The following is a 12255-nucleotide window of genomic DNA, read 5'->3' as shown; positions in this document are numbered from 1 at the left end:
TACGCAAATTTCAAGCGGCATCTATAGGGGCAAAAAGCTCGCTCTGCCCGCGCTTTCGAGCACGCGCAGCACGAAAAGCATCGTAAAGGGCTCGTTTTTCGATACGTGGCGAGCGGGGTTGCGCGGCGCGACGTTTATCGAGTGCTTCGGCGGTAGCGGCGCGATGGCGCTTGAAGCGCTAAGCAACGGCGCAAAAAACGTTTATGCGATCGAAAAGGACGTCGCCGCGCATAAGATAATGCGGAAAAATTTCGAGCTTTTCGGACTCGGCGCAAACGCGATTTTGGGTGATTGCTTCGAACGACTGCCCGAAATTTTGCACGAGCTGCAAGCGGGCACGAACGGATGCTCGTGCGGGAATTTGTTAAATTTAAGCGGCAAAAATTTCAAAAACCATGCCGATGACGACGCCTGCTGTAAAAATTCAAGCAGCGAAAAAGAGGGTTGTCGCAAAAACTTTAGTAGCGTAGAGCAGGGCGAGGACGGATACCGCGTCGCGCAAAGCGTAGAAGCGGAAGGTGGCACGCAAAGCGGCGTAAAAAATTTAGCTAAATGCGGCACGCGAAGTAGTGTGCTTGACAGCGCGCAAAATGGCGCGCAGAGCGGTACAAATGCTGATTGCGCAGGCATGGAGAGCTTTGGCGGTTGTGCTCAGATTGGCGATTATGCGGGTGCTTCTAGTATAAAATACTGCGTGAATTCGCTAGCTGCGGACGCTGTGAGCTTTAGCGAAAAGTTTGACGATAACTGCGCTTCGCAATACGATGCAAGCGGCACCGAGACCGCTAATTGCAACTTAAATTTAAGCTCAAAATGCGGCGAGAGCTCTAATTTTGACGCAAATCGCAGTACGGGCTTAGGCGCGAGTTGCGAAGAGAAAGAAATTTTAAATTTAGGCGAAAATTTTAGCACTAGTTGCGGAGAAAGTTTACATTCAAGCGCAAATTTCATCTATGATTCAAGAAAAAATTCTGCTGAGAATTCTGACGGCAAATTTAGCCCCAAGTGCAGAGAAAATTCACGCCCAAACGTAAATTTAACCCGTGGTTCAGGAAAAAATTTCGCCGCCAACTCCCGTGAAAATTTAGCATGCGGTTTAGGCGAATACTTTGCCGTAAATTCTAGCGAAAGCCATACCGCAAATTCCATATCTGATCCTGCGCGCAGAGTGTTTGTATATCTGGACCCGCCGTTTGCGATCAGGCAGGGCTTTGGCGGTATTTACGAGCGGGTGCTGGCGCTGATAGTGCGCCTGGGCTCCGCGCAGTGCGAGCTGCTAATCGCGATTGAACATATGAGCGAGCTTGAGCTGCCGCCTAAAATCGGCGATTTCGCGCTGCTTAAATCGCGAAAATTCGGCGCTACGACGATGAGTTATTACGCAAGATGAAAAATTTAAAGCAGATTTTGGATTACTACGCCGATTTGAAAAATTGCGACGCGGATCTTTTCGGCGCGCCCGATCCGCTGCAGGTCGCAAAGGGACATAGAAACGACGTCGTAGCGCTCATCTGCGCGCTGTTTGCTTACGGTAACGCGGCTCAAATTTTAAAATTCCTTCGCTCGCTTGATTTTTCGCTTTTAGATGGGAGCGATGAGCGCATGAGAGCGGAGCTTGCGGGCAAAAAATATAGATTTCAAAGCTCGCGCGACGTCGCTGAAATTTTTATAACTTTAAAGCGGCTTAAAAACAGCCTTAGCATCGAGGAGAGCGTGCTTCGCGGTATGCAAAAAAGCGGACGGATCGAGGATGGGATAAATTTTTTAATCGGCGAGATCTACAGATTAAATCCCTACCGCAGCCCGGGGTATGAGTTTTTTTTCGGGCGCGGCTTCGCGCAAAAGCCCACGTCGCCGTATAAGCGCTACAATCTTTTCCTGCGCTGGGCGGTGCGCGACAGCGACATCGATCTGGGGCTGTACAAAAAGATCGAAAAATCGCGCCTTCTCATCCCGCTCGATACCCATACGCATAAAGTTTCGCTTAAGCTTGGGCTGATCGATCGCAAGAGTTACGATTTTGAGGCGGTTTTGCAGCTTACGCAAAGCTTAGGACGCTTCGATCCGAGCGACCCTATCAAATACGACTTCGCGCTGTATCGCCTCGGACAGAGCGGCGAGATAGATAAAATTTTACCCGAACTAAGCGCGAGCCCCGACAAAACTACGGAATAATTGGCGAAATTTTATCTGATACGAGCGGGGCGATGAAATTTTATGAAGCTTTGGAGCGGGTGTACGGCGGAATTTTGCGCTGTGCTGCCGCATAAGTAGGGCTGACTTTATGGATTTTGCCATGCGTCTTGAGTACAGCGCGCCAAAATTTTATAGAATTTCGGCAAAAGATCGCTTCATAGAATTCTGCAAATTTCACGGAGAGCTGCGCGAAATTTATAGGGCTGTCTTGTAGAATTTGGGTAAAATTCCACAGCCTTGTGCTACTTAAATTTTATGAAATTTTGCAGCTCGTGCGCGACGCGATAAATTGCATGGCACTAAAACGGCAATCACGCGACAAATTTTATAAAATTTAAGCGGGAGTCATGCGGCAAAATCTGCTAAAATTCTGCGAAATTTTATAAAATTGCGCGGAATTTTGACGGGCGTTCATAGCGATTGCCTGTGTGATTTGAGAAAAGGATAAAAATGGAGCTTGAGCTTTGGCAGTTTGCGGTGCTTTTTGCGGCGGCATTTTTCGGCGGATTTATCGACTCGATCGCAGGCGGCGGCGGGTTGATTTCGCTGCCTGCGCTGCTTGCCGTGGGTGTTCCGCCGCATGTAGCGATCGCCACAAATAGATTTCAAGGCAGCTTCGGAAGCTTCACCGCCGCTTTAAATTTCATCCGCAAGGGCTACGTCGATGCGGCGGAGATCCTGCGCGGCGTGATTTTTACGTTCGTAGGCGGGCTCGTCGGCGCTTATGTCCTGCTTCTAATCGATGCGAAATTCCTAAACTACCTCATTCCGATCCTGCTGCTGGCGCTTTTCTTTTATATGATTTTTTCGCCGAACCTAGGCGAAGCGCCCGCCAAACCCAAGATGTCAAAAAAGAGCTTTTACGCGATTTTTGGGCTTGTTTTAGGGTTTTACGACGGATTTTTCGGCCCGGGTACGGGTTCGTTTTGGACGTTTGCGCTGGTTGGAATTTTAGGGCTTTATATGAAAAAGGCGGTCGCACACACGAAGGTTTTAAATTTCACCTCAAACATCGTCTCTTTGGGCGTTTTTATCATCGGCGGGCAGATTTTATGGCTCGTTGGAGCGGTGATGGCGGTCGGACAGATCGCGGGCAGCTTCGCAGGCTCAAGCCTCGTGATGAGATGCGACGTGAAATTTGTCCGCAAGATGCTTCTGCTCGTCGTTGCCGCCACGATTTTAAAGCTACTTTACGGACTGATTGCAAATTAATTACAGACCGGTTGAGGGCTGATCGCAAGTTAATTTCAAGCCAAAATCATAAAATTTTATACAGAATTTCGTATAAAATTTCGCATAAAATTTTATGAGCCCTCGCCGATTTGCCGCAATGACGCTGATCTTGCTGCCGCGACAGTGTCGATTTCACTGCTGCGGTGCCATCTTGCCGCAGTGTCGCACCAAATTTACTGCGACACTGCCAATTTACTACTGCAGCGTCGATTATATCGTAGCTTCGCGCTGATCTTGTCGCGACTATGCTAATTTCCCGCTGCTGCGATGTTGATTCTATTGGCGTTACGTCGGAGGTCTCGCTTGTCGTGAGGTCTTGATTTTGTTGTTTCGATATCGTCGATTTTGCTCCGCTACATCGACGACTTCGTTGCCGCGCTTGCTACTGCGAGGATTTTAATTGCGTTGCGCGGTGTCGCACTGATTTTTTATGACGGCGCTGTTCTTTCTGCTGCGATGGTAGCGATTTTGGCGCTGCTTTTACCGCCCCGCCGCCCGTATCACTACCATGGGCGGTTTGATTTTGCCGGTCGAGACATTGATAATCTTGCTACCGCAAGGAATTTAATTTACTGCCGTAACGACTTCAGTGAAATTTCGCCCATTCGCGCCAGTTAAATTCCACCGCACCACCCGTATATCTATTTCGTCGTATCGCCATGCATTCATACGGCCTGCCCGCCGCCGATAGAGTCGTCGTATTGCCGAGCGCGCGACGTTATCGTGCTCATATTGATGAAATTTAATCAGGCACCGTCGTGCACGCCTCTTTCCCGCTTACTCGCTTTTTAAAATACACGCTACCGTTAGCGAGCCGTTTTACTCGCCCTGCGCTCGTGCAGACAGTTTAACCATTTGCTGTGCAGATTCGCCGCCGTGCCCGTATATATTAAATTTGGCCGCACTTTCACACTCTGTTTTGTTGCGCCTGTTAGCTCTTTTAAATTTGCCGTTTCGCCGCCGCGGCTCGCTATTTCGCGCTAGCTTCTAGCCATATTGTCCGCTGTATTTGCACGATAAATTTAACCGCATTGCCGCGTCTGCCGTTTCATTCTGCTAATGTAGGCGAAATTTTGCCTATCCATGCCATTTAATTTGTCGCATTGCCGCGTATCTGTTTCGCCTCACCCGCCGAAATTTAGCCGCCCCGCGCGCTTATTAACTTTACCGCGCCGCCGCCTTTCCGCCAATTAATTTTAGCTGCACCGTCGTACCCTCTGCACCCGCAACCTCGCCCGCAAAATTCCGCCGCCTAAAGCAATGCTAAAATATTTTGCGATAAAATGGGCGAAATTTTTTACAAAGGATTTTACATGCAGATCATCTCGACTCCCGATGCGGCGCAGGCCATCGGGCCGTACTCTCAGGCGATCAAGGCGGGCGGGCTCATCTTTACCTCGGGGCAGATCGCGCTTAAGCCCGACGGCGAGTTCGTCGCGGGCGGCGTGGAGGCGCAGAGCAGGCAGGTTTTGCAAAACCTCGCCGCGATCCTGAAAGAAGCGGGCGCTACGCTGCAAGATGCCGTCAAAACGACGATTTTCCTAGCCGATATGGGCGATTTTGCCGCGGTGAACGAGATATACGCAGCGGCGTTCGGCGAGCACAAGCCGGCTCGTAGCACGGTGCAGGTCGCCAAACTCCCCAAGGGGGCGCTTGTGGAGATCGAAGTAATAGCGCTGGCTAAGTAACGTTAAATTTTGATCGCCGAGGCACTACGAGTGCGCGTTTGCGGTTAAATTTAGACGCGGGCTGCTCGAAATTTAAACGGCTCGCTTTGGTTTTGTAGCTGCGCGAGCTTTTAAATTTAGATTTTCAAAGCCGCGCCAAATGCTCGCGGGTTTATGCAAACAGCGCGTATGGTGCGCTAAGGCGTTAAAATTTCTCGCTCAAAATGGGATTAAAATGATAGAAGAGCTTATTCAAAAATCTAAAAATATCACGGCCGTGGGGCGCAGCGACATAGAGCCTGCGTGGATCGCGCAGGCGCAGCGGCGGCTCGGTTTCGCGCTGCCTGCGAGCTATAAGCAGATGCTGCTAAGATACGCTAGCGTGAGCGCGGCGGGGACGGAGCTAAAAACGATCGCGCCGCCCGAGTTTGCGGATAGTGCCGATGAGGGCATCTGCTACACGTATGAGGTAAATCTGAAAAACGGGCTATTCGCCGCGGACGAGCTCGTGTTTTTGCAGCTCGAGGACGAGGAGTATTATTTTAAAATTTCGCCCGCAAGCGACATAGCGGACGGCTCGCCGAATACGGCGCGCGGCAAGACGGCGGAGAGTACTAGCGGCGAAGCTGCGGGCGAGACAGTGCGCGATATAAATGCCAATGCGGCGGGCGCGACAATGAGCGAAGCGGCAGACGATGCGTCGTGCGAATACAAGGTCTATGTGCGCGACTACGCGCAGGGTGAGGATAGGCTTTTTGCGGACGATTTTTACGGGTTTTTGGAAAAATTTTAAAATGAAATTTAAGGCAAAATCAGTAGAGGCGAAATGGGAATGTTAGACATTTTTAAAAAGGATAAATTTGACGTCGACGTGCTCCCGGACGGCATTTTCATCGGCGGCGTAAACTGTGAGTTTGATCTGGCTAAGCTTAACGAAGCCTTGGGGCAGCCGCGCGTGATCGATGACGGAGATGGCAAAAGCCGCTATTTTTGGGATGAGGCTGGGATTTTCGCGTTCGTGCGCGCAGACGAGCTCGCAGAACCTAAGCTTTCCGAGATAAATTTGATGCTTGAGGTCGCAAAGGGCGTGCAGCACGAGGTTCCGCGCAAGCTCTACGGCGGCGCATTCACGCTTGAGGGCAGACCGCCGCTTGAGGCCGTGCCAGAGCAGGAGCTGCGCGGTGCATATATATTTTTGGAGCTTAGCCTGGGCAAATTTGAAGTCTCGCTAGCTCTCGCGCAGGCCGTGCAGGAGCGCATAGGCGCGATGGACTTCGCCGAACGCTTCGCTAAGCGCGACACCGACGAGATCGCAGACATCGTGCGAGCTGCGAAAATGCCGATAGGGCGTGTCTGCATCAATCAAAAAGAGAAAAAGCTAAAGCGAAAGCCGAGCGATAAATTTAAGCTTCCGCGCGCGGTCGGCGAGACGCTAGCGTTTAAAAATTTCAATTTCAAAATCGCCGTGATGAACGAGCTGATGTATGAAAAAGCCCTGCTACAGCCCAAATTTGACGTGTTTGAGTACTGCGAGGAGCGCGGCATCGATCCGTACGCGGACTTCGGCGCGCTGCCGCAAGCCAAAAAGTGGTTCAAGGACTATCCGGTCCCTGCGGATTTGGCGGAGCAGGTGAGCGAACTCTATCTTGACGGCGGAGATGAAATTTACCTGCAAATCGCGCCTGATTGGGACGGCGAGGACGAGCTTTTCGACATCAAAAATATCGATGCCGCGGAGCTTGCGCCCTTCATTAATCTTAAAAAGATCGAGACGACCGGCATCGGCATATCCAAAAAGGCGCGAAAAGCCTGCGCGGATGCGAGGATTGCGATAGTGGAGTGAGCGCAGGAATGGACTTTGAGCCATACGGGTGCGGTTTAAAAAGCTAAAATAGGTCTTTGAGCGGTGGCTTGCTTGCGCCGGGGGAAGTTATAGAAAGTTTAAAAAGCTAAAATAGGCTTTTGAGCTGCGGTGTGCACTCTTAAAGGTCGTAATTGTTGCCGCGCCGCGCAAAATTCCACGCAAAATTCTACTTATATCGAGCGCTATAAGGCTTTGAAAGGCGCTTGGCGAAGCATCTGACATGTCTAATTTGGTGCGCGTTACAAGCTTTGAGGAAGCTCGTTTGCAGCGTAAGAGCCATGCCGCTAAATGTGCGAGATGAGTGTGTTGCGCGAGTAAAAATAGTTCGCTTTTTGATTTTGGAAAAAATCGCTGCGTAGCAAGGGGGTTGAATTTACCGCTTTTAAATTTTAAAATTTACAAAGAGCGGCGCGCGCGGCTTTGAATGTGCGGCTAAATTTAGATTTCATAAAAGATTAAATTCTAAGCGCGGTTAAATTTGCGTCTTTAATTCCGTTTGTAGCTGTATCATGTCATAAAATAGGGCAAGAGAACAGATCGCGTTTGCGCGCGTGCGGCGCGGATTAAATTAAAATTTCGGTTTTGAAATTTAGCCTGAATTTAGGGCTCACATCAAAAAAGTATTTTTTGCGAGCCGATATTGAGTAGCCAAGAAGTGTCTTGAAACTTAGCATCGGCGGCTTGGAAAGTATTTTGAAATCCGCGCCAAGAGTGTGTTTTAAAACAACAAGGCGCGGCGTTGCTTTGCTGTTTTAAAACGCCGCTTCGAGGCTAAATTTCATAGCCGCATAAAGCCGTCGTCGTAGCTGCCTTCTAGCTTGCGGCGCATATCCTCGCGCCATTTTGGCGTAAGCGTCGTAAGTAGGTTAAATTTTGCTAACAGCCCTTCATCGATACGCTCGCCGTAAAATAGACGGTTAAGCTCCATTATGCTCATCGCAGCGGGGTCGCGCTCTACGACGTAGATCTCGTCGCCCGCGCGGCACGAGCCAGCCTCCAGCACGCGGTAGTACCAGCCGGTAAGCCCGCTGCGCGCGATCTCCGCCGTCATCTCCGCATTACCCCAGCGCATCGAGAGCTTGTAGCAAGGCTTGCGCGGCTGGCTTACTTGCAGCAACAGCGAGCCTATGCGGTGCACATCGCCGATGCAGACATTTTGCTCGTGTAGTCCGCTGATCGTGAGGTTTTCGCCCATTGCGCCGTAGGCTAGATTTTTAAGCCCCAAAAACCTCTCCCACGCGGCGTAATTTTGCAGCGAGTTGGCAAAAATCGCCTTTTCCTCTCCGCCGTGATGCAGCGTGTCGGCTACCGCGTCACCCTCGAACCCAAGCTCGTTCGCGCGCACTTCACCCGCTCTAGCTTGCTTAAAAATCGCCGTCTCCCAACGCCTTTTTAGAGGCTGCGTAGCGCGCTCGTCACCGTAAGCGCGCGGTTGCCCGGTCAGCAATGCCTTTAAAACGGGCATTTTTCGCTCCTTAAAATTATGCATCCGTTCTCCTTAGATCATAAAATTTTAGGCAAGAATTTTAGCTCGAAAAGAATTTTAAAATTCTAAATTTTGCGACGATTTTGCGCTAAATTCCAAGTGCGGGCTTGAAATTTAGCGCGCGGCGTCATTTGTAGTCGTTCGCGTCGTAGCTTTTGCCGTCGTTAAAGTCGCTCAAAAGCCGCACGACGACGGGGCTAAGCAGGATGATCGCGATTAAGTTGGGGATCACCATCAGTCCGTTAAACATATCGGCTAGCCCCCAGACGAGGTCGATCTTTTGCACGCTTCCTATAAATACGAATGCGACGACTAAAATTTGCAAGAGCTTGACGAATTTTGCGCCTAGGAGGTATCGCACGTTGATCTCGGCGAAGTAATACCAGCCCAAAATCGTGGTAAATGCGAAGAAAAACAGGCAGATCGCTACGAAGCCGTAGCCGCCACTGCGACCCAAAATTTGCGATCCGAAGGCCTCCTGCACCAGCGAGATACCCGAAAATACCGCCTTGCCGTTTTCGAAGGCGACTACGTCGGTGCTAAGCACGACGAAAACGGTGATGTTAAGCACGATGAATGTATCGACAAAAACGCCCATTATGCCGAGTACGGCTTGATCTACGGGGTGTTTGACGTTCGCTGCGGCGTGTGCGTGCGGCGTCGAGCCCATGCCCGCTTCGTTTGAAAAGAGCCCGCGCGCGATGCCGTATCTCATCGCAGTGGCGATCGTAGCGCCCGTAGCGCCGCCCCAGGCAGCCGATGGATCGAACGCGGCTTTGAATATCAGCGCGATGACGGATGGAACTTTATCGAAATTTGAGCCGATGATGACGAGACCCACCAGCACGTAGCAGATCGCCATTAGTGGCACGACCTTTTCGGCTACGCGCGCGATCGCTTTGACGCCGCCGAAAAAGATGACGCAGCAGATGAGTGCTAAGGCCGCGCCGCTCACCCACTTTGGAATCCCGAATGCGCCGCTAAAGCCGTCTGAGATGGAGTTTGCCTGCACCATATTACCCATGAAGCCCAGAGCAAAGATGATGGCTAGCGCAAAAAACGCCGCTAAAGGCTTGGCAAAGGGGCTTTTGAGTCCGCGGCTGATGTAAAACGCGGGCCCTCCGATCATATGTCCGCTGTCGTCCTTGGTGCGGTAAATTTGAGCCAGGCAGATCTCTGCAAAGTTCGTCGCCATGCCCAAAAATGCCGCGCACCACATCCAAAATATCGCGCCCGGCCCGCCCATCACTAATGCGGTGCTGGCGCCTACCAGGTTGCCCGTGCCGACTTGCGCCGCGATCGCCGTGGCGACGGCTTGGAACGAGCTCATGCCGCTTTTACCCGCAGCCTCGCCGTGCAGGGAGAAGTTGCCGAAAAGCTTGCGCGCGCCCATTTTAAATTTAAAAATTTGCACTAAATGCAAGCGCGCCGTAAAATACGCGCCGGTGCCGCAAAGTAGGGCGATTAGAAAGTACGGACCCCACAAAAAGGAGTTGATTGCGTCAATTGTGGCGGTGAGTTTGTCGAGAAAATTTTGCATGATCTTTTCCGTGAATTTAAGATGCGAAAATATATTTTAAAAACTCTTAAATTCCTATAAATCGAGGTAAATTTAAGCGAAATTTTAAAGCGTTTTTATAATTTTACTCAAGCATTAAGCAAAGCAGTATATGCCGTTTGCTCTGCATGCCAGCTTGCCAGATAAGCAGCTTAGAATTCGCGCCTTAGCTGTCGAAATTTGAAAAGCAATCAACTGAAATTTTTAAGCCTATTCATCACCGCCGATTTTGAAAACGAACATCTTGCAAGCGTTACAATAGGCGGGAATCAGGCTAAATAGGCGCCCTTTGAGGCTCCAGTGGCTTTTATACATTTTCAGCATTGCAGCCTCTTTGGCGAAGCAGATATGCGCACTATCCCAGCTCTGCACCTCTGCGCCGCCGCTAATGCCCATTTTAAAGGGCGCGTTTTGCATGTGTCGCATCGCGTCATGGCGCCTAGAGTCGAATTTCCTAACCGAAAACTCGCTCATAAAGTCGCTCAGCACGTAGCCGCTAAATTTTTGCGAAAGCGCGATAAAAAATTTTTTAAATTCCTCCTTTTCAAAATACATACTCACGCCCTCTAAGATGAATATATAGCCCGCGCTACCGTGCTTTGCGGCCAGCTCGTCCATCCACGAAAGGTCTAGCATCGAGTAGGGCAGGCTGAAATTGTTCTTTGCTTTGGGCAGCAGTGCGTCGCGCATGGCGATGACGTCGGGCAGGTCGAGATCGTAAAATAGGGCGCTCGGTAGGGCGTGCTGGAGCCTAAGCGGGCGGGTGTCGAGCCCTGCGCCAAGTTGTACGATGATAGGGCGGTCGAACTCCGCCGCGAGTCGCAGCGTCTCGTCGTCGAAAAATTTCGCGCGGATCACCGTGCCCGTCTTGCTAAGGCGCGCGTCGTTAAATTTCGCAAAATCATAATCGATCTGCTCTACGACGGCGCTTGAAAAGGGATCGTTTAGGATCGGATCCGCGTCTTTGAAATCCAGATGGCGCATATAGACGTTGATTAGCAGCGTCTCGGAGACGTTATCTTTAAAATTTAACTTTTGCATAAGGCTCCCTTTCTTGCGGTATCGTTGCGAGCAAAATACCGCTTATTTTTAATATGCATTATTATATCCTTGCTAAATAAAATTACAATGAAATGATATGAATTTTTATTTAGAGACAGAATTTTAAATTCGCGCCGCGGGTTTTGACTATAATATTGTCGCGTAAAGCTTCAATAAATTTTTGAAATTTTACGCGATGCAAAGCGCGGGCGAAATTTAGAATTTTAAAAGCTATAAAATTTATTAGCTTAGGCGACCTAGATGCGCAGCCATAGTGCGGATGGTAAATTTAATCCGCGCAGCTTTATCTTTGTCTAAATATTTCATTGTATAATTCTTAGCTTTTGGAGGTTATATGGAAAAATCGCGGCTGGGACTACTGCAAACCGAGGCTATCGCCACGCTTAGCGACGAGGAGCTTGCAATGTTCGAGCACCAAGTCATCAAAAAAGGCTATGTTTTTTATAGCGAGGCGCCTAAAGTTTTTATTTTTAAAAGTGGACAGGCGAAGCTTTCGTTTTTTGAAGACGGCGAGGAATTCATCATCAACTACCTAAATAAGGACAATATTACCATTCTTAATGAAATTTGCGCGCTTGAGTTTTTAGAGGACAGCGAAATTTACACGATCGATGCGAGCGGACTAGGGGAGATCTTGGCAAATCGCAGCTTTTGCGAGGCATATATAAAAATTTTAACAGAGATAATTCTGCTGCAGCGCAAAATCACACGCTCTATACTTTTTGAAAATGCAAAAGGGCGCATCGCGAGCTTTTTGATCGAGCTTGCAAACGAGCAGAATTTTCATCAAAATGGCTACAAATACGTCTTTTTGCCATTTTCGCTAAAGGTGCTTTCATCCTTCGTAGGGCTCAAGCGTCAAAGCGCGAGTACCGCGTTTAACGAGCTTGTAAAAGATAACGTAATTCAAAAAATCAGTCAGCACGAGTTTTTGATCCTGGACTACGACAGATTGCTTAGCTACTGTGTTTAGGCTCGGGCTAGAGTTTTTAAAGCATTTATGCGGCTTACGTTACGGCTTAAGCGCGAAATTTTGTCTAAAGTTACGGCGCAAAATTTTGCCTAGATTTACAGCGCAAAATTTTTATCAAGAGTTTTTCTTGATATATTCAGTATAAGGCATAATGTTCTTTTATTTTTTTCTTCATTTTTTATGCCTCAATAAAATAAATGTTATATCTCTTTCATT

11 protein-coding genes and 1 pseudogene are annotated in these 12255 nt (G+C 49.4%); 9 read left to right on the top strand and 3 right to left on the bottom strand.

The window, feature by feature from the left end; translation table 11 throughout:
• The 8 genes and pseudogenes from Q0620_RS06565 to Q0620_RS06530 form a co-directional block, all read left to right on the top strand.
• Positions 1 to 250: pseudogene (locus Q0620_RS06565) on the top strand (RsmD family RNA methyltransferase); the annotation flags it as partial.
• Positions 239 to 1390 carry an RsmD family RNA methyltransferase gene (locus tag Q0620_RS06560; protein WP_366125030.1) on the top strand — a complete coding sequence of 384 codons (1152 nt, stop codon included), beginning with the start codon at positions 239 to 241 and terminating at the stop codon, positions 1388 to 1390. The pseudogene Q0620_RS06565 and the gene Q0620_RS06560, both read left to right, overlap by 12 nt.
• Positions 1387 to 2175 carry a TIGR02757 family protein gene (locus Q0620_RS06555; protein WP_298783900.1) on the top strand — a complete coding sequence of 263 codons (789 nt, stop codon included), beginning with the start codon at positions 1387 to 1389 and terminating at the stop codon, positions 2173 to 2175. Before Q0620_RS06560 ends, Q0620_RS06555 begins: the two co-directional genes overlap by 4 nt.
• A gap of 109 nt (positions 2176 to 2284) precedes the next feature.
• Positions 2285 to 2410: a hypothetical protein gene (locus Q0620_RS06550; RefSeq protein WP_297963894.1), complete on the top strand. Its 126-nt coding sequence runs from the start codon at positions 2285 to 2287 to the stop codon at positions 2408 to 2410.
• 236 nt (positions 2411 to 2646) lie between these two features.
• Complete coding sequence (locus Q0620_RS06545) at positions 2647 to 3408, top strand: TSUP family transporter (protein WP_297897422.1); 762 nt, start codon at positions 2647 to 2649, stop codon at positions 3406 to 3408.
• 1334 nt (positions 3409 to 4742) lie between these two features.
• Complete coding sequence (locus Q0620_RS06540) at positions 4743 to 5117, top strand: RidA family protein (protein WP_298783897.1); 375 nt, start codon at positions 4743 to 4745, stop codon at positions 5115 to 5117.
• A 214-nt stretch (positions 5118 to 5331) separates the two neighbouring features.
• Positions 5332 to 5889, top strand: a complete 558-nt coding sequence (locus Q0620_RS06535; RefSeq protein WP_298783895.1) for a hypothetical protein — start codon at positions 5332 to 5334, stop codon at positions 5887 to 5889.
• A gap of 39 nt (positions 5890 to 5928) precedes the next feature.
• Positions 5929 to 6939 (top strand): hypothetical protein, encoded by a 1011-nt coding sequence (locus Q0620_RS06530; protein ID WP_298783893.1) that lies wholly within the window; start codon positions 5929 to 5931, stop codon positions 6937 to 6939.
• A gap of 799 nt (positions 6940 to 7738) precedes the next feature.
• Here the strand turns inward: Q0620_RS06530 and Q0620_RS06525 are convergent.
• The 3 genes from Q0620_RS06525 to Q0620_RS06515 all read right to left on the bottom strand — a co-directional run bounded on the left by Q0620_RS06525 (position 7739) and on the right by Q0620_RS06515 (position 11045).
• Positions 7739 to 8449, bottom strand: coding sequence for an MOSC domain-containing protein (locus Q0620_RS06525; protein WP_298783891.1), 711 nt, complete (start codon positions 8447 to 8449; stop codon positions 7739 to 7741).
• Positions 8450 to 8573: 124 nt separating this feature from the next.
• Positions 8574 to 9986, bottom strand: coding sequence for a sodium:alanine symporter family protein (locus tag Q0620_RS06520; protein WP_298783889.1), 1413 nt, complete (start codon positions 9984 to 9986; stop codon positions 8574 to 8576).
• A gap of 228 nt (positions 9987 to 10214) precedes the next feature.
• Positions 10215 to 11045: a class I SAM-dependent methyltransferase gene (locus Q0620_RS06515; protein WP_298783887.1), complete on the bottom strand. Its 831-nt coding sequence runs from the start codon at positions 11043 to 11045 to the stop codon at positions 10215 to 10217.
• Positions 11046 to 11400: 355 nt separating this feature from the next.
• On the opposite strand from Q0620_RS06515, the gene Q0620_RS06510 reads away from it, so the two are divergent.
• Positions 11401 to 12039, top strand: coding sequence for a Crp/Fnr family transcriptional regulator (locus Q0620_RS06510; protein ID WP_005871915.1), 639 nt, complete (start codon positions 11401 to 11403; stop codon positions 12037 to 12039).
• Positions 12040 to 12255: the final 216 nt, after the last annotated feature.

The organism is uncultured Campylobacter sp. (genome assembly GCF_938017615.1).
Classification (GTDB): domain Bacteria; phylum Campylobacterota; class Campylobacteria; order Campylobacterales; family Campylobacteraceae; genus Campylobacter_B.
Note: the sequence above shows the minus strand (reverse complement) of the source record. Positions and strands in the feature narration are given on the sequence as shown.